This window comes from Azospirillum baldaniorum (assembly GCF_003119195.2).
GTDB classification, from domain to species: Bacteria; Pseudomonadota; Alphaproteobacteria; order Azospirillales; family Azospirillaceae; genus Azospirillum; species Azospirillum baldaniorum.
On the sequence record NZ_CP022262.1, the window covers coordinates 529,518 to 554,474 of the forward strand.

General features: G+C 66.2%; 19 protein-coding genes and 1 tRNA gene. 6 read left to right on the plus strand and 14 right to left on the minus strand.

The features are described 5' to 3' along the window. Window positions 1–2: 2 nt before the first annotated feature. The gene (locus Sp245p_RS33800) at window positions 3–1,256 is read right to left on the minus strand and encodes an MFS transporter (RefSeq protein WP_014199811.1); all 1,254 of its coding nucleotides are present in this window, start codon (window positions 1,254–1,256) and stop codon (window positions 3–5) included. Window positions 1,257–1,371: 115 nt separating this feature from the next. Next, a complete protein-coding gene (locus Sp245p_RS33805) occupies window positions 1,372–2,307 on the minus strand; it encodes a LysR family transcriptional regulator (protein ID WP_014199812.1) in 936 nt (311 codons plus the stop codon). A gap of 111 nt (window positions 2,308–2,418) precedes the next feature. Between Sp245p_RS33805 and Sp245p_RS33810 the strand changes: the two genes are divergently transcribed. Further along, window positions 2,419–2,880 (plus strand): NUDIX hydrolase, encoded by a 462-nt coding sequence (locus tag Sp245p_RS33810; protein ID WP_014199813.1) that lies wholly within the window; start codon window positions 2,419–2,421, stop codon window positions 2,878–2,880. On the opposite strand, the gene Sp245p_RS33815 is transcribed toward Sp245p_RS33810, so the two are convergent. The 6 genes from Sp245p_RS33815 to Sp245p_RS33840 form a co-directional block, all read right to left on the minus strand. Next, window positions 2,843–3,679: a putative bifunctional diguanylate cyclase/phosphodiesterase gene (locus tag Sp245p_RS33815; protein ID WP_014199814.1), complete on the minus strand. Its 837-nt coding sequence runs from the start codon at window positions 3,677–3,679 to the stop codon at window positions 2,843–2,845. The genes Sp245p_RS33810 and Sp245p_RS33815 overlap by 38 nt on opposite strands. Window positions 3,680–3,879: 200 nt before the next feature. Then, window positions 3,880–4,980, minus strand: coding sequence for a redox-regulated ATPase YchF (gene ychF, locus Sp245p_RS33820; protein WP_014199815.1), 1,101 nt, complete (start codon window positions 4,978–4,980; stop codon window positions 3,880–3,882). 118 nt (window positions 4,981–5,098) lie between these two features. Then, the gene (locus Sp245p_RS33825; RefSeq protein ID WP_014199816.1) at window positions 5,099–5,911 is read right to left on the minus strand and encodes an energy transducer TonB family protein; all 813 of its coding nucleotides are present in this window, start codon (window positions 5,909–5,911) and stop codon (window positions 5,099–5,101) included. Between the two features lie 27 nt (window positions 5,912–5,938). Further along, the gene (locus tag Sp245p_RS33830; RefSeq protein ID WP_014199817.1) at window positions 5,939–8,176 is read right to left on the minus strand and encodes a TonB-dependent receptor; all 2,238 of its coding nucleotides are present in this window, start codon (window positions 8,174–8,176) and stop codon (window positions 5,939–5,941) included. 213 nt (window positions 8,177–8,389) lie between these two features. Further along, the gene (locus Sp245p_RS33835) at window positions 8,390–8,803 is read right to left on the minus strand and encodes a DUF2946 family protein (RefSeq protein WP_109139310.1); all 414 of its coding nucleotides are present in this window, start codon (window positions 8,801–8,803) and stop codon (window positions 8,390–8,392) included. A gap of 115 nt (window positions 8,804–8,918) precedes the next feature. Then, complete coding sequence (locus tag Sp245p_RS33840) at window positions 8,919–10,796, minus strand: ATP-binding response regulator (protein WP_420867255.1); 1,878 nt, start codon at window positions 10,794–10,796, stop codon at window positions 8,919–8,921. Between the two features lie 195 nt (window positions 10,797–10,991). Between Sp245p_RS33840 and Sp245p_RS33845 the strand changes: the two genes are divergently transcribed. Both Sp245p_RS33845 and Sp245p_RS33850 read left to right on the plus strand, forming a co-directional pair. Beyond that, window positions 10,992–12,011, plus strand: a complete 1,020-nt coding sequence (locus Sp245p_RS33845) for a chemotaxis protein CheB (protein WP_014199820.1) — start codon at window positions 10,992–10,994, stop codon at window positions 12,009–12,011. Window positions 12,012–12,057: 46 nt separating this feature from the next. Then, window positions 12,058–13,056 (plus strand): chemotaxis protein CheB, encoded by a 999-nt coding sequence (locus Sp245p_RS33850; RefSeq protein WP_014199821.1) that lies wholly within the window; start codon window positions 12,058–12,060, stop codon window positions 13,054–13,056. 22 nt (window positions 13,057–13,078) lie between these two features. Here the strand turns inward: Sp245p_RS33850 and Sp245p_RS33855 are convergent, their stop codons facing one another. The 3 genes from Sp245p_RS33855 to Sp245p_RS33865 all read right to left on the minus strand — a co-directional run bounded on the left by Sp245p_RS33855 (window position 13,079) and on the right by Sp245p_RS33865 (window position 18,989). Continuing rightward, window positions 13,079–15,355 (minus strand): CheR family methyltransferase, encoded by a 2,277-nt coding sequence (locus tag Sp245p_RS33855; protein ID WP_014199822.1) that lies wholly within the window; start codon window positions 15,353–15,355, stop codon window positions 13,079–13,081. Between the two features lies 1 nt (window position 15,356). Continuing rightward, window positions 15,357–18,224, minus strand: a complete 2,868-nt coding sequence (gene polA, locus Sp245p_RS33860) for a DNA polymerase I (protein WP_014199823.1) — start codon at window positions 18,222–18,224, stop codon at window positions 15,357–15,359. A gap of 102 nt (window positions 18,225–18,326) precedes the next feature. Beyond that, window positions 18,327–18,989, minus strand: a complete 663-nt coding sequence (locus Sp245p_RS33865) for a DUF6766 family protein (protein ID WP_014199824.1) — start codon at window positions 18,987–18,989, stop codon at window positions 18,327–18,329. Between the two features lie 167 nt (window positions 18,990–19,156). Between Sp245p_RS33865 and Sp245p_RS33870 the strand changes: the two genes are divergently transcribed. Further along, a complete protein-coding gene (locus tag Sp245p_RS33870) occupies window positions 19,157–19,642 on the plus strand; it encodes a conserved membrane protein of unknown function (protein ID WP_014199825.1) in 486 nt (161 codons plus the stop codon). A gap of 339 nt (window positions 19,643–19,981) precedes the next feature. Beyond that, complete coding sequence (locus Sp245p_RS33875; RefSeq protein ID WP_109139344.1) at window positions 19,982–21,892, plus strand: RNA-directed DNA polymerase; 1,911 nt, start codon at window positions 19,982–19,984, stop codon at window positions 21,890–21,892. 208 nt (window positions 21,893–22,100) lie between these two features. On the opposite strand, the gene Sp245p_RS33880 is transcribed toward Sp245p_RS33875, so the two are convergent. The 3 genes from Sp245p_RS33880 to Sp245p_RS33890 form a co-directional block, all read right to left on the minus strand. Then, window positions 22,101–22,177, minus strand: a tRNA-Arg gene (locus tag Sp245p_RS33880). Window positions 22,178–22,273: 96 nt separating this feature from the next. After that, window positions 22,274–23,275, minus strand: a complete 1,002-nt coding sequence (locus Sp245p_RS33885) for an alpha/beta hydrolase (RefSeq protein WP_041814310.1) — start codon at window positions 23,273–23,275, stop codon at window positions 22,274–22,276. Next, window positions 23,265–24,293 (minus strand): ABC transporter ATP-binding protein, encoded by a 1,029-nt coding sequence (locus Sp245p_RS33890; protein WP_014199831.1) that lies wholly within the window; start codon window positions 24,291–24,293, stop codon window positions 23,265–23,267. The genes Sp245p_RS33885 and Sp245p_RS33890 overlap by 11 nt, the downstream gene beginning before the upstream one ends. Before the next feature lie 180 nt (window positions 24,294–24,473). On the opposite strand from Sp245p_RS33890, the gene Sp245p_RS33895 reads away from it, so the two are divergent. Further along, window positions 24,474–24,656, plus strand: a complete 183-nt coding sequence (locus tag Sp245p_RS33895; RefSeq protein WP_014199832.1) for a zinc-finger domain-containing protein — start codon at window positions 24,474–24,476, stop codon at window positions 24,654–24,656. Window positions 24,657–24,957: the final 301 nt, after the last annotated feature.

Consider the following 24,957-nt stretch of genomic DNA (forward strand, 5'->3'; position numbering starts at 1 on the left):
CGTCAGGCCTTGGCTTCCGCCGCCAGGGCGGGGGCGGGCTTCTCGGTGATCGGCCAGTTCACCACCGCGGCGGCAAAGGCCAAGGCCACGCTGGCCCACCACACCACGTCGTAGGAGCCGACGCGCTCGTAGAGCACGCCGCCCAACCACACGCCGAGGAAGCCGCCCACCTGATGGCTGAGGAAGGCGAAGCCGTAGAGCATGCCGAGATAGCGGGTGCCGAACATCAGAACGACGAGGCCGGAGGTCGGCGGCACGGTGGACAGCCACAGCAGGCCCATCGCCGCGGCGTAGAGGATCACCGAAACCGGGGTGACCGGCAGCAGGATGAAGAGCGCCGTGCACAGGCCGCGCAGCGTGTAGTTGGCGCACAGCAGCAGGCGCTTGCTCATCTTGCCGCCCAGCACGCCCGACATGTAGGAGCCGACCACGTTGAACAGCCCGATCAGCGCCATCGCCCAGGAGGCGAGGCCGGGGCTGATCCCGGCGGCGGTCAGGTAGGGCGGCAGGTGCGTGGTGATGAAGGCGAGCTGGAAGCCGCAGACGAAGAAGCCGGTGACCAGCAGGACGTAGCTGCGATGCTTGAAGGCCTGACGGATCGTCGCGGCGAAGCCGATGTCGGCCCCGGTGACGGCCTGCGCGCTCTTCGACCCGCCCGCCCCGGCGAAGGAGGAGGCGAGCACCGGGATCACCAGCATCGAGGCGCCGAACAGGATCAGCGCCGTCTGCCAGCCGTAGGCGGCGATGAAGGCTTGGCCGGTGGGGGCGAACAGGAACTGGCCCATCGAGCCGGCGGCGGTGGCGACGCCCATCGACCAGCTCCGCTTCTCCGGCGGGACGATGCGGCTGAAGCCGGCGATGACGATGCCGAAGGACGCCCCGGCCAGACCCAGACCGATCAGCAGGCCGGAGCTGAGATGCAGCATCAGCGGCGTGTCGGCGTAGGGCATCAGAGCCAGGCCGAGCGCGTAGAGAACGCCGCTGATCCCCAGCACCAGCGCCGGGCCGTAGCGGTCGCACAGCGCCCCGGCGAAGGGGGTGCCGATGCCCCAGACCAGATTCTGGATGGCGATCGACAGGGCGAAGACGTCGCGGCCCCAGCCGTGCGCCTCCGACAGCGGTGCGGTGAACAGGCCCATGCTGGACCGCGGGCCGAACGCCAGCATGGCGATCAGGCAGCCGCAGGCGACGACGAATCCCGGCGTCCGCCAGGAGCGGGGCGAAGGCGCCCCGCCCACCCGGTTGCTGGTGTCCAAGTTTTCCTCCCTCAGCGCGGGCTGTGGCCGGTGCGGCAACGCTGGCCCGCGTCTCATCAGGGTCACACGATAAGCGTGCGCCGGGCGTGCATCAAATTCACAATGGGAAAGAAGGTTATTCGGCCGCGGAATGGCAGGGCAGGGGCAAAGGCGCCTCTTCCGCCGGGGGCAGCAGGTCCAGCAGGCTGTCCTCCAGCACGTCGAAGACGGGACCGATGCGCCCGGTGAAGCGGCCGCGCAGCAGCCACACCGCGACGGTCAGCGCAAAGTCGGGGGTCTCCAGAGGCCGCACCTGGGCGGCGTGCAGGGTCGGGGCGATCAGCCGCAGCGGGGCCAGCCCGAATCCGACGCCGCGGGCGACCAGCGACAGCAGAAGCGACTGGTCGAACCCCTCCACCGTGACGTTCAGCGCCGGGCCGTGCTGGGCCATCGCGCGGCTCATGGCGGTCCGGTACTGGCAGCCATCGGGCTGGAGCACCCAGCCCACGGCGTTCATCGCCGGCAGCGTCCAGTCCCGCTGCCCGGCCAGCTCGGCCGACGCGACGACCCGCACGGGCTCGCGCGAGATGCAGACGGCGTCCAGGTCGTCCGGGGGCGTCTGGGCGTCGTGGGTCAGCACCAGCGCGCCGTCCAGCGTGCCGTTGCGCACCTGCTCGACCAGCGGCGTGCTCCAGTCCGAATGCAGGCGGACGGTCAGGCCGGGGAAGGCGGCGCGCAGCCGGTCCAGCGGATGGTGTGCGGCGATGGAGGTCAGCACATGGGCCACCCCCAGCCGCAGCAGCCCCTGGGGCTGGGCGGCCCCGGCGAAGGCGTCCGACAGCTCGTCCGTCGCCTTCAGCACCCGGTGCGCGTGGGCCAGCGCCATCTCGCCGTCGCGGGTCAGGGCCAGCGGCTTGGTCTGGCGGTCGAACAGGGACACGCCAAGCTCCGCCTCCAGCCGCTGGATCAGGCGGGAGACGGCGGACTGGGTCAGCCCCAGCCGGTGCGCGGCCTCCTGCACCGACTGGGCCTCGGCCACGGCGACGAAGGTGCGGATCTCGTTGAGCTTCATGGCGGCGTCCGGGGCTCGCTGTCCAGGGTGGCGGGTCGCTCGGCCTCTTGGCCACTGGTATCCGACTGTCCCCCTGGGTTAGCGTCGGGTCAAGCGCAACGAGGAGCAACCATGTGCACCACTCCCCCCGCAGACCGTTCCGGCCGCGAATACCCCGACCGTCCCTGGGTGGGGGTGGGCGCCGTGGTGTGGCGCGGCGACCGGGTGCTGCTGATCCGCCGGGGCCGCCCGCCGCGGATGGGTCAGTGGAGCCTGCCCGGCGGCGCCCAGTCGGTGGGCGAGACGGTGTTCGAGACGGCGGTGCGCGAGGTGCTGGAGGAAACCGGCCTGCACGTCGTGCCGACGGAGGTGGTCACGGTGGTGGACGCCATGACGCTCGACGATACCGGGGTTGTCCAGTACCACTACACCATCGTCGAGGTGGCGGCGGAGAGCCCGGAGGGCGAGGCGGTGTGCGCCGACGATGCCCTGGAGGCGCGCTGGGTCACCATCGACGAGGCCGCGGAGCTGACCGAATGGGACGAGACGGAGCGGGTCATCCGCCTGTCGGCGTCGCGGCGAGCCGTCGGATGAAGTCGGGGACCTGCGCCGTGTCCAGGGGCTTGGCCAGAAGATAGCCCTGGATGCGGTCGCAGCGGTAGGCGCGCAGGTAGAGAAGCTCGTCGTTGGTCTCCACCCCCTCGGCGATCGCCTGCATCCCCAGCGCGTGGGCGAGGTCGATGATGGCGCGCACGATGGCGGCGGCGTCGCGGTCCTGCACCATCGCCTGTGTGAAGTGCTTGTCGATCTTCAGCGCCTCCACCGGCACGCGGCGCAGCAGGGACAGCGAGGAATAGCCCGTCCCGAAATCGTCCAGCACCAGCCGCACCCCGGCGCCGCGCAACTGCGTCAACACCTCGCGCGAGGACTCGCTGTGCTCGAACAGGGCGGTTTCGGTGAGTTCCAGCTTCAGGTTGGCGGCGGGCAGGCCGGTTTCGGCGAGGATGCCCAGAACGGTGCGGGCGAAGCCGGGGTCTTCCAATTGCCGCGCCGACAGGTTCACCGCCACCGGTACATCGGCGACGCCGTCCTGCATCCAGCCTGCGGCGGTCTCGCAGGCGCGGCGCACCGTCCATTCGCCCAGGATGTTGATGGCGTCGCTGGTTTCCGCCATCGGGATGAAGACGTCAGGGGGGATCACCGTGCCGTCGTCGAGCCGCCAGCGCGACAGCGCCTCGAACCCGGTCAGCCGCCCGCTGTGGGTGTCGGCCTGCGGCTGGAAGGCCAAGCGCAGCTCGCCGTGTCGGATGGCGTCGCGCACGCGGTCGGAGAAGGTGCCGGCACCCGGCGCGATGGCACCCGGCGCGGCGGTCGCGTTCTGGTTCACCGCCATATCCCCTCCGGTCCAGCCCTCGGTTGTCGCCCATTCCAGTGGACTTAACAGCCGAAGCGAGGCTTGTTAACCATATCTCAGGGGTATTTAAGCGGTTTTTCTAGATTTACGAAAGAGTTAACGGATTTCTCGGCGGTGATAAGATTGGGAGGCGTTAACCCTTCTCCCCCGGAGAGGAGAAGGGTTTCGCGGCTGCCCAATCAAACGTTGAAGCGGAAATGGAAGATGTCGCCGTCATTGACGACGTATTCCTTGCCTTCCTGGCGCATCTTGCCGTTGTCCTTGGCGCCCTGCTCGCCACCCAGCGTGACGTAGCTGTCGAAGTCGATGGTCTCGGCCCGGATGAAGCCGCGCTCGAAATCGGTGTGGATGACGCCCGCCGCTTCCGGGGCCTTGGCGCCGCGGCGCACGGTCCAGGCGCGGGCTTCCTTCGGGCCGACGGTGAAGAAGGTGATGAGGTCGAGAAGCTGGAAGCCGGCGCGGATCAGCTTGTTGAGACCGGTCTCCTCCAGGCCGAGGGATTCCAGGAATTCCTGCTTCTCGGCGGCGTCGGAGAGCTGGGCGACCTCCGCCTCGATGGCCGCGGAGATGACGACCATGCCGGCGTTCTCGGCCTTGGCCTTCTCGGCGACCTTGGCGGTCAGGCTGTTGCCGGTGGCGGCAGACGCCTCCTCGACGTTGCAGACGTAGAGGACGGGCTTGGCGGTCAGCAGCATGAACTGCTTGAAGACCGGCTTCTCCTCCTCGCTGACCTCGACGACGCGGGCCGGCTTGCCGTCCTGGAGGACCTTCAGCGCGCGCTCCATCAGATCGGCCTTGATCTTGGAATCCTTGTCGCCGCCCTTGGCCTTCTTCTGGAGGCTGGTGAGCTGGCGCTCCAGGCTCTCCATGTCGGCGAGCATCAGCTCCGTCTCGACCACCTCGGCGTCGCGCAGGGGATCGACGTTGCCTTCCACGTGGGTGACGTCGTCGTCCTCGAAGCAGCGCAGGACGTGGACGATGGCGTCCACCTCGCGGATGTTGGCGAGGAACTGGTTGCCCAGCCCTTCACCCTTCGAGGCGCCGCGGATCAGGCCGGCGATGTCGACGAATTCGAGCTGGGTCGGGATGATCTTCTGCGACTTGGCGATGGCCGCCAGCTTGTCCAGCCGCGGGTCGGGCACGCCGACGCGGCCGACGTTCGGCTCCTTGGTGCAGAAGGGGAAGTTCGCCGCCTCGGCCGCCTGGGTGGCGGTCAGCGCGTTGAACAGGGTCGACTTGCCGACGTTCGGCAGGCCGACGATGCCGCAATTGAAGCCCATGGGGGTGCTCGCCGTCGGAAATCTCGGGAATTGGGGCGCTTTATCCTACGTGGAGCCGCAAAGCGCAAACGGGAAGTGGGGGTGGGCAGGGTTGAGCGCCGCTTCCGGCGTGCGGGAGTCACCGCGGCCGGAACAGGAAGGGCACGGAGAACACGCGGTCCTCCGCCGTCAGGCCGGGCGGCGGGGTGGGGAAGGGCGACGCCTTGCGCACCGCGGCCAGGGCCGCCCGGTCCAGCGCCTCGTCGCCGCTCGACGCCAGGATGGAGGCGTCGAGCACCTCGCCCGCCGTGCCGAGGGTCAGCTTGACGGTGGCCTGCCCGCCGCCGACCACCTTCTCCGGCTTGTGCCGCCCGATCCAGGCCCAGACCTGCGCCCCGTAATCCACCATCGCGCCCCGGCTCGCCGAGACTGGCTCGACCGCCGCCGCCGCGTTGCGGCCGGCTCCGGCTTCGGCGGGCGGCGTCGGTGATGGGTTCGGACCGGGAGCGGCCTGCGGTTTCGGCGCCGCCTTGACGGGCGGCTTCAGCGCTGGCTTTGGCAGCGGCTTGGGTGGTGGTGGAGGGATAGGTTCCGGTGCGGGGTCCGGGGGCGGTTCCGCCACCGGGGGGGCCGGTTCGGGGATGGGCTCCGGTTCCGGTTCCGACACGGGGTCCTGCTGCGGCTCGCTTTCCGGCTCGCTCTCGGGTTCGGCGGCCGCTGCCGGCGGCGGGCTGCTGTCCGCCTCGGACGCCACCAACATCACCTCGATCACCGGGGTGATGGTGTCGTTGAGGCTGACGGCGCCGGTCTCCTCCGTGACCGTGCCGGGGGCCGCTCCGGCGGCGGACAGGAGGACGGCCAGGACGCCGGCGTGCAGCGTCCCGGACAGGGCGAGCGCCCCCAGCGGCCGGCGGGCCGGCTGGGGACGCTCATGCAGGCGGATCGCGCGCAAGGCGGGGGCCTCGTCAGCCGGCCTCCATCAGAAGGCCATGGTCAGGCCGAGGTTGAAGGACCGCCCCATGCCGGCCAGCGCGCCGATCGGCTGGCGGTTGCCGCTGGCGCGGAAATCGCCGTAATCGACGCCGCCCAGCGGCAGGTAATACTGGGCGTCGAACAGGTTCTCGATCCCGACGTCGGCGCGCAGGTTGCCCCAGACGTAGCTGGTGCGCAGGTTGACCAGGGCGTAGCTGGGGGTTTCCGGCTCGTTCCGCCCGGAATCGACCAGGAACTTGCGCCCGACCATCTGGAACTCCAGGACGCTGCTCCAGTCGCCCAGCCGGTGGCCGAGGTCGATCGTCCCGTTCAGCGGCATGATGTGATAGAGGTCGCGTCCGGTGTCGAGGTTGCGGCCGCGGACGTAGCTGACCACGGCGCCCACCGTGAACTCGCCCAGGCGCTCGTCCTGGTGGACGATGCTGCGGCCCTCGGCGTTGATGCCGTACAGCTCCGCCGTGTGGTTGGCGAAGCGCAGCTGGACGAAGCCGTTCGACAGGGTGCCGATGCGGTCGGCGTCGATGAAGTTCTCGACGTGTGAATAATAGGGCGTGACCTTGACCGACCAGCGCTTGGCCTCGGCGTCCTGCCAGGCGGCGGTGGCGCCGACCGTGTAGGCGGTTTCCGGCTTCAGGTCCGGGTTGCCGACATAGCCGTTGGCGTCGCCGTACCAGCCGATCATCGTGGAGGACATGCCCCCGGTGCCCCAGGCGAACCGCTCGTACAGGTTGGGCGAGCGGGTCTTGCGGGCGAAGCCCAGCTCGTAGCGTTCCGAGGCGGACGGCGCGAAGCGGAGCAGCGCCGTGGCGTCCATGTTCACGTCCGTCTTGGAGCGGTCTCCCCGGTTGAAGGCCCGCGCCGCCGCCGCGTCCGGGTTTGCCATGCCCATCATGCCCATGCCGATTGTGTTGGCCCAGGAATAGGGCTGTACCGGTCCGTTCTCCATCCACACCACGTCGTTGCGCACGCCGAGCAGCGAGGTCCAGGCCGGGGTCCAGCGCTTCTCCCACTCGGCGAAGGTGCCCAGCCGGTCGCGCCGCGCGTCGTTCAGGTTCACGAAGGTCAGCGGCGACATCATCGCCGCCCCGGCGACCGGCGGCCACCAGTCGTCGATGCGGTAGCGGACCAGCTCGTTGCCGACGCGCAGCGTGTCCTGCGCCGACAGCGGCACCTCCGCCGAGACGGCGTAGCCCATCTCGTGCGAGTCCGTGTTCATCGGCATGCCGCCGCGGTCGGCGCCGCCCTTGTCGTGCAGGAAGTTCATGGCGTGGACGGTGCGCTGCCAGAAGGCCCGGCCGTCCAGGGTGCCCCAGTCGAATTCACCCTTGTAATGGCCGTTCAGGGTGGTGCCGCGGTTCAGCGTCATGTCCATGCGCTGGTTCGCGAAGCCGGAATAGGGCGAATACTGATAGCCGCCGGACAGGGTGATCTCGTGCCCGTCCCTGCGCGCGCTGGCCGACAGCGCGTGGTTCTGCACGTTGTAGAGGGTGGAGCGGACCTTGTCCCCATTGCCGTCCTCGTAATCGTCCGCACGGCTCCAGGCGCCGGTGTAGCGCAGGCTGAACCGCTCGGTCGCCGCGGTGGCGGTGCCGGACAGGGTGGTGCCGTTGCCGTTCGAGCGGTAGACGGTGGACAGGCTGCCCTCGCCGTGGATGGGCTCGCCGGGCTGGGCGTAGACGGGGGGCTTGCTGGTCACCGCGACGGTGCCGGCGATGCTGTCGCCGCCCTTGCTGACCGGGGTGACGCCGGCGATGGCCTCGATGGCGCCGATGACGGCGGGGTCGGCGTAGGACAGCGGCGCGTTCATGTGGTTGGCGCAGGCGGCGGTCATCGGCATGCCGTCGAGCTGGACGCGCACGCGGTCGTCGGCCAGACCGTTCAGCGCCGGCAGGCTGGAGAAGCCGCCCGCGCTGTAGAGCGACACGCCCGGCAGGCTGCGCAGAAGCGCCGCGGCGTCCGGGCTGGCGAGCTTGCGACTGGCGATCTCGGCGGCGTCGAGCGTGCCGGCGCCGAGCGGCCGGGACAGCCCCTTCTCCGGCACCGTGGCGGCGGGTGCTGTCTCCGTCTCGACCGGGACGGCGGGCAGGGCCTGCGGGGTCTGTGCCTGGGCCGGCAGCGCGCTCAGCGCGGCGAGGACCGCCGTCAGAAGGGCGGTGGAGGCGAGGAGGCGGTTGGACAAGCGGGGGGCGTTCGCCGCGGAGGCGGCGGTGGACAGGCAAATCATAAGGCGCTCGTTCTCGAATCGGACGAGGGGAGATCGGCACAGCCGTGCCGTTCCGCCCGGCCGTCGATCCCGCGACAATCGGCGCAGGGGATCGGAACCGGCGGGTTGCGGTGCGGAGGCTGGCGTGAGGAATGGTGTGGGCACGGCCGGGAGGGCCGCGCCGCCGGGCTCAACAGCCGGGCGCGGCGATCACAAGGCGCGTGCCGAGGGTGGTCAGACGAGGGCCGGGGGCGCCCGGGCCTTCAGCCGCGACAGGAACCAGCCGGCGGCGATGTGCTGGCCGGGCAGCCCGATGGAGCTGTGGGCGACGACGGAGACCGGCAGCACCACCGTCAGAAGCGGCGGCGGCGCGGTGAGGCCAGCGACCAGCCCGCAGACCGGGCAGTCCTCGCCCATGGACAGCGTGGGCTTGCCGTCCGGAAGCAGGGATTGAGGAGGAGGGCCGTCGGGCAGGGCGATGGAGGCCATGCCCTGCGGCGTGCAGATCATGACCGTTTCGCCGGTCGCGGCGTTGGCCACCGGAATCAGGAAGGCCCAGCCGAGAAGCTGCAGAAGCAAAGCGACCCCGCCCGCCATCACGGCGGCGCGGCCCAGCCTGCGTCCGATGCTTCCTAACAAAGCCGGCATGTTCCGGGCGAACCCCTTTATCCGAGCAAGGGGTTAGGCTAATCGGGCTAAGCCGAAGGAACAAGGGACCATTGGTCGCACCCCCGCGTCGGCGCGCAACCCCAGGAGGGCAAAATCAGGAGGGCAAAACCTCGCCGAGCGCCCCGGCCAGATCCGCGGGCAGCACCGGCTTGTGCAGCAGGCGGCAACCGAGCGACATCGCCTCGCGCAACCGTTCCGGGGCGGTGTCGCCGGTGATGATGATGCCCGGCACCGGCCAGCGCTGGCGCACCAGCTCGACCACCGAGCGCCCTGAATCGCCGCCCGGCAGACGGTAGTCGGTCAGCACCACATGGGGGCGCCGCAGGCCGGGCAGCGCCGCGGCCAGTTCTCCCGCCGAGGACACGGCGACCACCTTCAGACCCCAGCGTTTCAGCATCATGGTCATGCTGCGGCGGACCTGCTCGTCGTCCTCCACCAGCAGCACCGTGCGCCCTTTCAGCCGCGGCTCCCGGTTGGCGACCGGGACCGCCACGGCGCCGGCCTCCGGCTTGCGGGCGTAGGGCACCGTCACCGAGAAGACCGAACCCACCCCGACCCAGGAGCGCAGCGTCACCTCCGTTCCCAGCAGGCGGGCGATGCGCGACACGATGGACAGGCCCAACCCAAAGCCCTGGGTGGCGTTGCGCTCCGGGTTGTTGAGCTGGCGGAACTCCTCGAAGATGGCCTCGCGGGCGTCCTCGGGGATGCCCGGCCCGTTGTCCCACACCTGGAACTCCACCCCGTCCGCCCGGCGGCGGCAGCCCACCAGCACCCGCCCCTTGGCGCCCGTTTCCTTGGAGTGGCCGTGCGCGATGGCGTTGGACAGCAGGTTGCGCAGCAGCCGTTCCAGCAGATGCGGGTCGGTGCACACCGCCAGGCGGCTGGGCCGGCAGCGCAGGTCGATGGACGAGGCCTCGGCCACGCCGCGGAACTCCTCGGCCAGACGGGTCATCAGGGCCGTGGGCGAGAAGTCGCTGACCGACACCTCGATGACGCCGGCCTCCAGCCGGGACAGGTCGAGAAGGCCGCTCAGCATGCCGTTCAGGCTGTCGATGGACGCCTTCAGCCGGTTGAGCGATTCCTGGGCGATCGGGTCAGAGCCGACCGACCCGAGCAGGACATGGGCGTAGAGGGCCGCCGCCTGGATCGGCTGGCGCAGGTCGTGGCTGGCCGCGGCGAGAAACTTGGTCTTGGCCCGGTTCGCCGCCTCCGCCGTCTCCTTGGCTTGCCTGAGCTGCTCCTGCGTCCGCTTGCGCTCGGTCACGTCGCGGAAGATCACGGCGATGCGGCGCTGCTCGGGGGCGCCGACCTTGAAGACGTAGAAGCTGAGCCATTTCTCCAGCGGCCCGGCATACAGCTCCGTCCGCGTCGGTTCCCCGTCGCGCGCCGCGCGGCCGAACACCTCGTACCAGAAATCCTCGAAGGCCGGGCTGATCTCGCGCATCCGCCGCCCGACGTAATCCTCCCCGGCCATGCGCCGTGCCGCGGGGTTCATCTCCAGATAGAGGACGTCCACCGGCCGGTCGCCATCGAACAGGACATCGGCGAGCAGGAACCCCTCGTCCATCGCCTCGAACAGGGTGCGGAACCGCCGCTCGCTCTCGGTGAGCTGGGCGGTGCGCTCCTCGACCCGCTGTTCCAGAGCGGCGTTGGCCTCCTCCAGCTCCTCGGTGAGGACCTGAAGCTCCTCGTAGGAAGTCTGGAGTTCTTCCGACAGATGGGTTTCGTCCCGGCGGAGCGTGTTCAAGCGCTGGTCGGAATCCGCCAGGGCGTCGAGCAGCTCCGCCCGGCGGGTTTCCGACGCGGTGAGGCGTTCGCGCAACGCGGCGATCTCATGCCGCTGCGCGGTCATTTCCTCTTCGATCTGAATCCGGTCGGCCGCGAGAAGGCGGGCTTCCTCCTGGGCGTCCTCCGCCGTCACCAGGGCCTGTTCCAGGCTCCGGTCCAGCTCTGCAACGCGCTGGAGCAACACTTCGCGCTCGGACTCGCGAGTCTCACTCCCCGCGCGGATGGATGCCGATCTGTCCAAGCTTCCCCCTCGCTGGGAACGAATGATTGCACAGACCGCACAACACTGCGCGCGTGGAAAAGTTATAGGACCAAAGCCGGAATTTCTTGGTCAACGCCCTGTTGTCACAGCGCATACACAAACTGTTGTTTCCGACCCATGGATAAGAGGGACATCCTGGCCATCGGGGCCTCTGCCGGCGGAATCACCGCCTTGCGGAGGCTGTTCGCGGCGATGCCGCGCGATGTGACGGCCACGGTCTTCGTCGTTCAGCATGTCGGCGCCACGCACAGCGTGCTGCCGGTCCTGCTGTCGCGCGCCGGCTGGCTTCCCGCCTTCCATCCCGAGGATGGGGAGCCGGTGCGGGAGGGCTGGATCCATGTCGCCCCGCCCGATCACCATCTTCTCGTCAAGGACGGTTGCGCGCTGGTGCGCCGCGGCGCGCGGGAGAACCGCTGCCGTCCGGCCATCGACCCGCTGTTCCGGTCGGTGGCGGTCGCCTACGGGGTGCGGGCGGTGGGGCTGATCCTGACCGGCACGCTGGACGACGGAACCGCCGGGCTGCGCGCCGTGAAGCGCTGCGGCGGGCTGGCGATGGTGCAGGACCCGGACGACGCCGAATGGCCGGACATGCCGCGCAACGCCATGCGGAATGTCTCCGTGGACGCCTGCGCCCCGCTGTCCGACCTGCCGGCGCTGCTGGCCCGCCGGCTGGCCGAACCTTGCGGCCCCCCGGTGCCGGTTCCCGACGACATCGCGATGGAGGCGCGCGTCCCGGAGAACGAGTTCGACGCGGTGCCGGAACTCACCGCCTCCGTCGGCAAGCCGAGCACGCTGAGCTGCCCTGATTGCGGCGGCAATCTGGTGGAGATCGAGGACGGGCCGTTGCTGCGCTTCCGCTGCAAGGTCGGCCACGCCTACGGTCCCGCGGCGCTGGCCGAGTCCCATCGGGAGTCGATCGAGCAGGCCATCTGGGTCGCCCTGCGCACCCATCAGGACCGCGCCATCATGTTCCGGCGCCTGGCCGGGCGGGCCCGCGAACATGGACACCCCACCGTCGAGGCCAACTGGACCCGGTCGGCGCAGGAGGCCGAGCGGACCGTGGCGATGCTGAAGGAGGTGCTGTCGAAACAGGGGCAGGAATTGGCGGGCAGCCTGGCCGAGGAAGGAGAGGATTGATGGGACGAACTCCAGCCGATGCGGAACGGGCAAAGGCTGGGGTCCCATGACGGATGGCCCCCTGATCGTGATCGGCGCGTCGGCGGGCGGGCTGGAGGCGCTGGAAGCCCTGGTCCGGGACCTGCCGCCCGATCTGCCGGCGGCGGTGTGCATCGTCCTGCACATCGGCGACCGGCCCACCGCGGCGCCGTCGATCCTCGACCGGGCCGGGCCGCTTCCGGCCAGCCACGCCCGCGACCGGGAGCCGCTCCGCGCCGGCCACATCCATGTGGCGCCGCCGGGTTGCCATCTGGTGGTGGAAGCGCCCCGGTGCCTGCGCCTGTTGCGCGGGCCGCGCGAGCACAGCACCCGGCCTGCCGTCGATCCGCTGTTCCGGTCCGCCGCGCGGGCTTGCGGACCGGCGGTCATCGGCGTGGTGCTGTCGGGGGCGTTGAACGACGGCACGGCGGGCCTTGCCGAAATCAAGCGGCGGGGCGGCGTCGCCGTGGTGCAGGACCCCACGGACGCGCGGTATCCCGGCATGCCGCGCAGCGCGCTCGACCACGTCGCGGTCGATCACTGCGTGCCGGCGGCGGCCATGGGTGCGCTGCTCGGCCGGCTGGCCGCGGAACGCGATGCGGACGCCGCACCGCCCGCGGCATCCAAGGAGGCGCCTATGGAAGGCATGTACAATTTGAACAGGCCGGCCGCCCTGACCTGCCCGGATTGCGGAGGGGCGCTCCGGGAGACCAAGGTGGACACGCTGCCCTACTTCACCTGCCACATCGGCCACCGCTACGGCGCCGACAGCATGGAGGAGGCGCAGCTTCACATGGTTGAGCAGGCGTTCGAGGTGGCGTTGCGGGCCTTGAACGAACGCGCCGCCCTGTGCCTGCGCCTTGCCGAGACGGCGCAGGGCATGGGGCAGGGGCTGTCCGCCAAGCGGTGGGACGAGGCCGGGCGCGAGGCGCGCGAGCGCGCGGAGTTGTTGATCCGCTTCCTGGGCGAGGAGTGGATTCGCCCACCTTTCCACCCCGGAAGCGGCGGCGCGCCCGACCGGTTCTGACCCGCCCTTTATACTCGGCCCCTTACTCTACCTCCGCCTTTTCGCCGCCCTCCGCGCCGAGATGCTGGCGTTCAGTGGTGTCGTGCACGATGGCGACGAGGATCGGCGGCTGTTCCCCGCCGAAATGCTGAAGGCAGACCTCGACCGGATGGGGGCCGCGCTGGCTGCCCTGCATCACCGTCTCGAAGACCACCTCCTCCTTGTCGCCCGAGAGAAGAGGCGCCACGAGCGCCCGGAACCGCTCCGCCGGCACCTCGGGCATCAGGTCGTGCACGGCCAGCTGCTTCAGATGCTCCAGCTTGTAGCCCAGCTTGGTCTCGGCGCCGCGGTTCACCAGCAGGAAATGGAAGCTGGACGGGTCCAGGAAATAGACCTCGTTCAGGGATTCGCCGATGATCCGCCCGAGATAGCCGGCGAAGGCCTCGGTCCGGGTCTGTTCGGTCACGTCCTCGATGATCAGGACGACGCCGCGGGCCTCCCGCGCCTCGTACAGCAGCGGGGAGAGCCGGACCCGGCAGGTCACCGCGCGGCCGCGCCGGTCCACGGCGTTCAGCATGACGGGCGTCTGCGGCGCCTCGCTGTGCAGGACCCTCTCCAGATCGAGGCGGAGCCGGTGCACCGGCAGGCCGATGTCGAGGTCGAGGAACTCCTCGTCCTGCACCTCCTCGGCGCGCAGGCCCCACATGTTCTCGCCCCAGCGGTTCCAGGAGCGCACGCGCAAATTCTGGTCCAGAACGATGATGCCCACGTCCATGCTGCGCAGAACCGATTCCGAGTAGCGGCGGAACTCCCCCGACTCCTCGCCCTGGCGGCGCAGCTCCTCGTTGGCGACCTCCAACTCCTCGTTCGCGGAGCGCAGCTCCTCGTTCATGGTCTCCAGCTCCTCGTTGGTGGACTGGAGTTCCTCGTTGGTGGTTTCCAACTCCTCGTTGGTGGACTGAAGCTCCTCGTTGGTCGTCTCCAGCTCCTCGTTGGAGCTTTGCAGCTCCTCGATCGTCGTCTCCAGGCTCTCCTGGGCGGCCTCCAGCTCCTGTTGCACCTGGAAGTGCCGGCTGGTGTCGGTGAAGCCGAGCAGCGTGGCGAAGGGCTTGCCGTCACGCCCGTAGAGCAGGGAGATTTCGATGCTCAGGCGCATCGGCTCGCCCGGCGGACGGGCGAATTCCTGATGCTCGATGCGCACCACGCGCCCCGTCTTCTGCACCTCCTCGATGCGCGAGCGCAGCTCCGCCGGGCGGTAGGAGATCGACAGGTCCTGGAACGGGCGGCCGATGTCGATCTCGCCCACGTCGAGAAGGCGCCGGGCCATGGCGTTGGCGAAGACGAGGATGCCGTCGCTGTTGACCGACAGATAGGCGGTGGCGCTGCTGTCCACGATGCCTTCCATCAGCCGGCTCTGGAAGCTCTGCCGGTGGTTGTTGTGCTCCGGCGCGATGGTCAGGCTGCCGCCCAGGCTGCGCCGCCATTCCTGCGGCACCTTGCGGAAGATGCGGCTCTTCAGGTTCACCGGCTCGAACATCTTGGAGCGGGCGAGCTGGGTCTCCGCCTTGCCGAGGAACAGGACGCCATCGCTGGTCAGCGCGTAGTGGAGGCGCGGCAGCACGATGTTCTGGGTGTCGCTTTCCAGATAGATCAGCAGGTTGCGGCAGACCAGCAGGTCGATGCGCGAGATCGGGGCGTCGGTCACCAGATTGTGCCGCCCGAAGATCACGCATTTGCGCAGCTCGCGCTGGAAGACGTAGTGGTTGTTGGTGCGCTCGAAATACCGCTCCAGCAACGGGGGCGGCACGCTTTCCACGTCACGCGGCGAGTAGATGGCGTGCCGGGCGGTGTTCAGCGCCGCGTCGTCCAGATCGGTGGCATAGATCTTCACCCGGTTGATGAAGGCGTCCTTGCCCAACGCCTCGGCGAGCAGCATGGCGAGGGAATAGGGCTCCTCCCCCGAGGCGCAGCCGGCGCTCCAGATGCGGATAGGATCGCGGTCGGAACGCTGCGCCAGGATCTGCGGGACGACGTCCTTCCGCAGCACGTCCCAGGAGTCGGTGTCGCGGAAGAAGGAGGTCACGTTGATCAGCACGGTGTTCAGAAGATGGATGAATTCCTGCGGGTCGGCTTCCAGCAGGCCGTGATAGGCGGCGAAATCCTCGCAGCCGGCCTCCTCCATCCGGCGGCGGATGCGCCGTTGCAGGCTGGTGCGCTTGTAGCCGCGGAAATCGAGGCCGCGGCTTTCCTGGATGTAGCGGATCAGCGCCTCGAATTCGGGGTCGACGGGGTCCTTGGCGCTGGTTTCCTTGCTGGACATCTCAGTGTGCCTCGTCCCAGTTGCCGCCGATGCCGGCCTCCGCCACCAGCGGCACGCCGAGCGTCGCGGCCCCCTCCATGACCTGCCGCACCAGGGCGGCGGCGCGTTCGGCCTGATCCTCCGGCGCCTCGAACAGCAGTTCGTCGTGCACCTGGAGCAGCATGCGGACCTCGTCGAAGCCGGCCTCCTTCAGGGCGCCGGGCACGCGGGCCATGGCGCGCTTCATGATGTCGGCGGCGGTGCCCTGGATCGGCGCGTTGATCGCCTGCCGTTCCGCGAAGGCGCGGCGGGCGGCGTTCTTGTCGTGGATGCCGGGGATGTAACAGCGCCGCCCGAACAGAGTCACCACATGGCCGTTCTGGCGGGCGAAGGCCTTGGTCGCCTCCATCCACAACTTCAGCTCGTGGAAGCGCTCGAAATAGGCCTTGATGAAGGCGTTGGCCTCGCCCGGCGCGATGCCGAGCTGGCGGCCCAGCCCGAAGCCGGAAATGCCGTAGATGATGCCGAAGTTGATCGCCTTGGCCTTGCGCCGGATCTCTGAGGTCATCTGGTCCAGCGGCACGCCGAAGACCTGGCTGGCGGTCGCCGCGTGAATGTCGATGCCGTCCTGGAAAGCCTGTTTCAGCGCCGCGATGTCGGCCATCTCCGCCACCAGCCGCAGCTCGATCTGCGAATAGTCGATGGAGATGAGCTTGTGCCCCGGTGCCGCGACGAAGGCGCGGCGGATCTTGCGCCCCTCCTCGGTGCGGACCGGGATGTTCTGCAGGTTCGGGTCGGTCGAGGACAGGCGGCCGGTGTTGGTCGCCGCCATGGCGAAGGCGGTGTGCACCCGCTCCGATCCCTCGACGATCTGGGCCTGGAGCGCGTCGGTGTAGGTGTTCTTCAGCTTGGCGAGCTGCCGCCAGTCGAGCACGCGCTGGGCGATGACGTGGCCCTGCTCCGCCAGCTCCTCCAGCACGCTGGAATCGGTGGAGTAGGCGCCGGTCTTGCCCTTCTTGCCGGTGCCGAGCTTCATCTCGTCGAACAGGATCTCGCCGAGCTGCTTGGGCGAGCCGATGTTGAAGCTGCGCCCGGCGTGCTGGTGGACCTCCTTCTCGATCTCCGCCATGCGGACGGCGAGGTCCTGGGACAGGCGGGCCAGCGCCGCCCGGTCCACGCGGATGCCGCAGGATTCCATGTCGGCGATCACCGGGACCAGCGGGCGTTCCAGCGTCTCGTAGACGGTGACCATCCGCTCGTCGACCAGCCGCGGCTTCAGCGCCCGCCACAGGCGCAGCGTGATGTCGGCGTCCTCCGCGGCGTAGGCCAGCGCCTTGTCCAGCGGCACGCGGTCGAAGGTGATCTGGTTCTTCCCGGTGCCGCAGACCTCCTTATAGGGGATGGTCGTGTGGGCGAGGTGCAGCTCCGCCAGCTCGTCCATGCCGTGGCCGTGGGCGCCGCCCTCCAGCACGTAGGAGATCAGCATGCTGTCATCGACCGGCGACACGCGCACGCCGTGGCGGGCGAAGAGCTGGTGGTCGAACTTGAAATTGTGCCCGATCTTCAGGATCGCCGGGTCCTCCAGCACCTCCTTCAGGGCCTTCAGCGCGTCCTCCGCCGGGATCTGCTTCGGCGCTTCCGGCGTCTCGAAGGACAGCTCCCCGCTGGCCGCGGCGTTGGGGGCCTGATGCGCCAGGGGAATGTAGCAGGCCAGCCCCGGCTCGGTCGCCAGCGAGATGCCGACCAGCGTCGCCGTGGCGGGGGTCAGCGAGTTGGTCTCGGTGTCCACGGCCAGGACGCCGGTGGTGCGGGCGCGCTCCAGCCAGACGGCCAGGGCGTCGAGGTCCTGCACCAGCTCGTAGCGCTGCTCCACGTCGGTGGGCGGGGCGGGGCGGCTGCGTGGCGCGCCGACCTCCGCCGCCGGGGTGGCGGAGGAGGGGACCGCGCCGTCGGCGATGGTGCCGTCCTTGCGCATCTCCGCCTCGACGCGGCTGACGATGGTGCGGAAGCCCTGGGCGCGCAGGAAGTCGATCAGCTTCTGGTGGTCGGGCTCGCGGACGCGCAGCTCCTCCAGCGGCTTCGGCGGCGGGGCGTGGTCGTCCAGCAGGACGAGGCGGCGGGAGATCCGCGCCTGCTCCGCGAAGTCGATCAGCTTCTGGCGGCGGGCCGGCTGCTTGATCTCGCCGGCGCGGGCCAGCAGCGATTCCAGGTCGCCGTATTCGGTGATGAGCTGGGCGGCGGTCTTCACGCCGATGCCCGGCACGCCCGGCACGTTGTCTACGCTGTCGCCGGCCAGCGCCTGCACGTCCACCACCCGGTCGGGGGCGACGCCGAACTTCTCGAACACCTCATCGGGGCCGATGGGCTTGTTCTTCAGCGGGTCGAGCATGCGCACGCCGGGGCGGACGAGCTGCATCATGTCCTTGTCGGACGACACGATGGTGACCTCGCGCCCGGCCTCGTTGGCCAGCCGCGCGTAGGTGGCGATCAGGTCGTCGGCCTCGTAGCCCTCCAACTCCAGGCAGGGCAGGCAGAAGGCCTCCGTCGCCTCGCGGATCAGGGCGAACTGGGGCTTCAGCTCCTCCGGCGGCTCGGGGCGGTGGGCCTTGTATTCGGGATAGAACTCGTTGCGGAAGTTCAGCCGCTTGGAATCGAAGACCACCGCCACGGCGGAGGCCTTCAGGTCGGCCAGCAGCTTTAGCAGCATGTTGGAGAAGCCCAGCACCGCGTTCACCGGCGTGCCGTCCGGACGGTTCAGCATCGGCAGGGCGTGGAAGGCCCGGAAGATGAAGCCCGACCCGTCCACCAGATACAGGCCGCTGCCGTCCCCGGCGGGCGCGGGGGCGTCGGTGGCGGTCTGGAGCGTGTCGGTGGTCTTTTCGTCGGACATGTGGTGCGGCCTCTTCCCTTCGGGGCGATACCATGGCCGAAGGCGGCCCGAGAGTCGAGCGCCCGACGCCCCTGAAAAGGCCGGTCGTGAAGGGCCGGGCGGTCAGTCGCCGGTTTGGCGGTTGGGGGCGGCGACCGGCTTGGATTCGGGGGAGCCGCGCTCGCGCAGATAGATGCCGAGCACGACCAGCACGCCCATGGACAGGAACTCGCTCTGCCAGTTCTGGAAGCTCTCGTACCAGAATTCCGGATCGGCCAGGGTTTCGCCCATGGTCTTGGTGGGCTGGTGGTGCCACGCCGCCTCTTCGTTCGAGCGCCGCGTGCTGCCCGCCAGATGCAGGACGAAGGACATCACGAACAGGGTCACCAGCGCGATGCTGAGCGAGTGGGAGTAGAGCCGCAGCAGCAGGCCGCCCCGGTGCACCGGCCAGGGCGCGTCGGGGTCGCCGCGCCGCCGCTGGGGCGCCTCGTCCTCCGGGTTGGCCTCTCCCGGCTTCTTGGATTCCGAGGAGCCCTTCTGGACCAGGATGGCGGTCAGCAGCACATAGACCGACATCTGGAGGAACTCGCTCTCCCAGTTCTCGAAGGTCGCCGACAGGAAATGGCCGGTGGTCAGGTAATCCAGGAAGCCGACGGGTGGCTGGGCGTGGAGGCGAAGCTCCTCCGCCAGGGTGCGCCATCCGGCCAGCACCTGCCCGACGATCGAGACGAGGAACAGCCCGAACAAGGCGACCGACAACCCGTTGTCCCGCAGGAAGCGACGCATGTGCTGCACCTTTTTTTGATGCCACGGATTCTGATGCCACGCCCTGGTCCGTCAACGCTTGGCCAGGCAAGAGGTTTCCCCGCTCTCCCCGAAGCCTCGCCAGGAACCTTGAAAGGCGGGGTCCTGTTGATTGAAGGCTCCCCACAACAACCTCTGGTCCATTTCCCATGAACCACCCTGTCGCCGGAGCCATCGCCGGACTGGCCGGCACCGTCGCCATGACGGCGGCCATGCGCGCGATGTTCCGCGCCCTGCCGGAGAAGGACCGTTACCCCTTGCCGCCGCGCCTGATCACGGACCGCGTCGTCGGCCCGACCGGACTGATGGACGCGCTGGACGAACCGGAGCGCCGCGACCTGACGCTCGCCCTGCATTACGGCTACGGCGCCGCCGCCGGAGCGCTGTATCCGGCGGTCGCGCAGCGGGTTGGCGGACCGGCGGCGGTGACGGGAATCGGCTACGGCCTCGCGGTCTGGGGTGCCAGTTATCTCGGTTGGATCCCGGCGATGCGCATCCTCACCCCCGCGACCCGCCATCCGCGCGCCCGCAACAGCCTGATGCTGGCCGCCCATGTGGTGTGGGGAGGGGTTACGGGAGTCACGGCTGCGTATTTGATGAGCGGGAAGGCTAGAGCCGATTTGGCGCAAATGTAAACAAAATGGTTGTAACTGTTAATGACACTAAAGTATTTCATTTATTAATGTTAAATATTCAGTCTACCGTATTCAGCAATCTTCAGGAAAAATTCATTGTAATCCCGTTTTTTTATTTTTATTTTAATGAAATTTAAAGGTTTTAAATTTTGATAACTAAATAGTAATCTTGCATTACGATTACAATTTAAGCGCCGTGATGGTTGTGGCATCACCCGTTTTTCTGAGCGTCGGTTATTCTAAAACGGCATTTAAGAGAACCTCTAGAAACTTCTGTGAGATGTGGTAACTTCAGCGGCAACACACTCTCGCAACAAGTGTAATGTGGCTGACTGAGCAATGAACGATACTAATGAGCAGAATGCTGCCGAACCTTTGGAAAAGGTACAGACCAGCTCTAAAAACCATTCTCAAACAAATAATTTAACAAAGAAAAGCTATGTCATACATAGCTCGTCACACACTGCCCGTCTTGACCAGCGTAGGGAAGATCTTAGTGATGTTTTTACTGTGAACGCAATGAAATCTTCCTGGGAAAAATATGTAATGGGCGGAATGAGGAGCCAATATTGGATTGATCTTCATGATCATTATGATTTCCATAGAAACAGAGGAGCTGTACTTCTTAGTTTAAGGCAAAGAATTCTCGACGGACAATATCGTCCTGAGCCGCCAATGTCTATTAGACTTGAGAAGGCTAATGGAATATGTCGACGGTTATCTGTTCCATCGGCTGAAGACGCTGTTGTTCTGCAAACAATTGTTGAATGCATAAGCCCTTCAATAATAAAGAAAGCCCCTTCAAAAAATGCATATTATAGTAGAAGTCATAAGAACAAAAAGCCTCGCATAGATATTGAGGCTGACTATATATGGTTTGTCCAATATAAGAAATTTGCAAACCGCCTTCAAGAATTTGCATCAACAAGTAATTTCCTTTTAGTGACTGATGTAGCAAATTATTTTGATAATATTGAATTGTCGTCTCTTCGCAACTCTATTTCATCAATGGGTGAAATAAAAGAGGTGATAATGGATATTCTTTTTAATATATTAGACGAATTTCGTTGGCGTTCTGACTACCTGCCTGCGCCAGGAAGGGGCCTGCCTCAGGTGGATTTTGATGCTCCTCGATTGCTTGGACATGCTTTTTTGTTTGAACTAGACAAAGAGATTGCAAAGTGTACTGATGATAACTTTGTTAGATGGATGGATGACATTGATATTCCTGCAGACTCTGAGGAATCATGCAAACATCTCCTGTGTCGGCTAGATGAAATACTAAATGCCAGAGGATTAAGGCTTAATGGCTCAAAAACAAAGATTCTAAATGCGGAATTAGCAAAGCAGTATCTTTTCTCCGATGAGAATAAAAATCTTGATTTAATCGAAGAGGCTATAAAGGAAACAAAAGCTGATAATCAGAATGTTCCTAATGAAGCGCTCCAGGCAAGGTTTGACAAATTTTTCTGTGAATCAAGGAGCGGTCGTTGGGATAAGGTGCTGAAAAGATATATTGGCTTGTTCTCTAAAACTAATGATAACTATATCGAGTCATTCCTCCCGGATTTGCTATCGAATTTTCCAGCAGTTAGAGACAATATATTCAGCTATTATTCATCTCTTGGATATTCAGATAATAGATTGAAACAAATAGTAAATTATCTAACAAGTGAGCATTGTATTGATGATGTATCAATGTTTTCTGCCGTACGAGTACTTATAGGTTGGAAACTGGATTGGGAGAGCGAAGGCGCAGATCGTATTCGCTGGCTTGCCAATGAGATGGAGAAAGAGCGCAGGCATAACTTGGTTGGACCTATCTGGATAAATGCAAAGTACTCAGCGCCAGGAGAGCTTAGAAATTTTATCAACCATAATAAAAATAGGTGGCTTTCAACTCATTATCTTGCGCGACAAGTCGCGGCGACGCTTCCTCGATTGCGTTTATTACCTGACTTTTGCCAGCAGGTAGAGCGTTGGATTAGTGAGCGTGGGCTCAACGACGCTGCTTCTGTGATAAAGAACCTTGACGACATTCGGACTCGAGAAAAATTTGAGAAGCCAGAAATGTCGTACTTTAAACATGGTGAAGTAGCAAACAAAGCCTTTCCGCTGCATAAATTCCTTATATGCATGGATGTTTTGCAATCGGGAAAATTTAATTATGATGAAAAGCAAAAACTAAAATTATATCTTTTGAATAATGTACAAGACCCCATCTATAAACGTTACTTTTCTATGACGTAGCTGCGGGATTGGAGACCAATCGAGCTCTCAAGAAAATTGGTATTTTTTAGTCAATAGAAATAGGGTTTTGATCCATGATCTGGCCCCATTTCTGTTGAATTACTTCGCAGGGGGTGCAGGGTGCCAATGTTGCGGCACGAAATCAGTGCTTGTTTGATTTTTAGCATTTCCCAGCGCGCCCAACCTATTGGGGCGCTTGGGAAATCGCTGGCGGACCCGAATGGATTCGAACCATCGGCCTCTGCCTTCGGAGGGCAGCGCTCTATCCAGCTGAGCTACGGGTCCATCATCAGCGGAGGCGCACCATAGCGAAAAGCCTCGGCCAGTGCAAACACTCCTTTCGACATTTTTTCACACCCCGCCGGGGCCGCCCATCCACGCTTATTTCGCGGCCAGGAGGCTGCGGTTGCGGTCGGCGCCGCTCGCCAGGGGCTGCTTGGGGTTCTCGATCCAGGCGGCGATGTCGTTGACCACCACTTGGCCCTTCAGGTCGCGCAGCAGCATGTGCCAGCCGTCGGGATAGACCGCCACCACATGCCGCCCGCCGGACTCGAAATCCTCGACCGCGCGGTTGACCGGGGTCTTCGGCAACACCTCCTCGTGGGCGCCGTAGAGCACCAGGGACGGGACCGACAGATGCCCGCAGGCGGCCAGGGCCGTGCCCATCAGGTCGGTCAGCCCCTCCAGCGCGTCGACGCGGGAGCCCTTGATGACCAGCGGGTCGCGGCCCAGCGCCCGCAGCATCTCGATGTTGTCGGACGCCTGGATCTTCAGGTCCTTCGGCGGGTGCACCACCATCCCGGGAACCGTGTTGTAGCTCAGCCAGAGCAGCGCCCGCGGGAAGAAGCCCATCGCGTCGCGGCCCCAGACGGCGGGGGCGACCAGGATCGTGCCGTTCACGTCGGGCGGAGTCGCGCTGGTCATCGCCGCCAGCACCACAGCACCGCCCATGCTCTCGCCCATCAGATGGACCGGCAGGCCGGGGTGGCGGGCGTGGACCTGGGAGACGGCCGCCTTCAGGTCGGCCACCAGCGTGTCGGTGCCCGGCCAGATGCCGGTGTTCCGCGTGGCGCCGAAGCCGCGCTGGTCGTAGGCGTAGACGGCGATCCCCCGCGCGGCGAGGCTGCGCCCAGCCCCGTCGAAGGCGTTGGAGTAGTCGTTGTAGCCGTGCAGGGCCAGAACCACCGCGTGCGGCGCCCCGCCCTCGGGCAGCCAGCGCCGCAGCGGCAGTTCGAAGCCGTCGGCGGCGATCAGGGCGCTGTCGGTCAGGGCCGGCTGGGTCATGGGCAAACCCATCGGCTGATAGGCCGCGGTGCAGCCGGACAGCAGAAGGCCGATCCCGACGATCAGTTTCGCCATCCGGCCGGCCGGCCTACGCCGCATCGTGTGCGATCTCCTTCCGGGCGTGCGCGCCGCCGGTCAATTGCAGGAAGATGTCCTCCAGGTCCGATTCCTCGGTGCTGAGATCGACGACCCCCAGCCCCGCCCCGGCCAGGGCGGCGAGGATGCCGTCCACCCTCTGGCGGCTCGGCTGGTAGCGGACGATCAGGCGCCGCGGCTCGGCCAGTTCGGCGGTGAAGGCGGACAGTTCCGCCGGCACGGCGGCCAGGTCGCGGTCGACCAGAACGGTCAGCGCCTTGGCGTCCACCCGGCGGAGCAGAGTGGCGGTCGGCTCGCAGGCCACCACCGTGCCGTGGTTGATGATGGCGATGGAGTCGCACAGCTCCTGCGCCTCCTCCAGGTAATGAGTGGTCAGCAGCACCGTCGAGCCCTCGCGGTTCAACTTGCGCACATGCTCCCACAACTGGATGCGCAGTTCCACGTCCACGCCGGCGGTCGGCTCGTCCAGCACCAGGACGGGCGGGGTGTGGACCATCGCCTTCGCCACCATCAGCCGCCGCTTCATGCCGCCCGACAGCGACCGGGCGTAGGCGTCGGCCTTGTCGCGCAGCCCCACGGCCTCCAGCAGCTCCTCGGTCCGCCGCTCGGCCTTGGGCACGCCGTAGAGGCCGGCCTGGAGCTCCAGCATTTCCCGAGGGGTGAAAAAAGGGTCCATGTTCAGTTCCTGGGGGACCACGCCGATCGACGCCCGCGCTTGGCGCGGATGGGCGTCGATGTCGGTTCCCCAGATCGACACCGTGCCGCCGGTCTTGTTGACCAGCCCGGCCATGATGTTGATGAGCGTCGACTTGCCCGCCCCGTTCGGCCCCAGCAGCCCGAACACCGCCCCGCGGGGAATCGCCAGATCGATGCCCTTAAGGGCTTGTTTCGGGCCGGCCTTGCCGGCGGCCTGATAGGTCTTGGTGAGGCCGCGGACCTCCACGGCGTAGGCGGGGACGGCGTGGGTGGGCAAGGTGGAGGCGGGCAGGGCGGCGGCGTTCAGCGGGGCGTGCGCAACCATGGAATTGAAAGGGCCTTTCCGGTCGTGCCCCGAGTCCGAACCCACGGGGGCGATCACTGTCCAATCACTTGATCCGTCCGGCGCGTTGGGTATGATCCGACCCCGCGCGCGTGCCTCATTCGGTGGGCATCTTAACGATGGCGTTAACGCGCGCGTGTGTCAAAGTGGAGGATGTCTGCCATGCAGCCAGTTGAAACGATCGAAGTCGAGACCCTGACCGTCGGATGCGACGGCGGCGGCGGTGCGCTCGGCCACCCGCTGGTCTATCTGACGCTGAGCGCCGAGGGGAAGGTCGAATGCCCCTACTGCTCGCGCCACTTCGTCCTGAAGGAAGGCGCGAAGACGGGCACGCACGGGCACTGAGTCCGGCGGAGTCTCTTACAGGGCGGAAATCCCGCGCGCAGCGAGGGCCGGAGCGATCCGGCCCTTTTTGTTTGCCGGCGGTCCGAACCGGTGGTTCAGCTCGATTCTGTGGCCTTTCCGCCACCCGGCGGTGTGGCGATGCAACGTCCGGGCGGGATGAGTCATATGCCTCTTTTATTGCAATTGTGAAAAATATAAAACGAACCGCCTTGACGCGCGTCGCGATCCGCCTTCTACTTTTTTGCGGCGCAAAAGAGGCGTCCATCGCAATTGCCCGCTCAGGTCCTTCGCATGCTTTTTC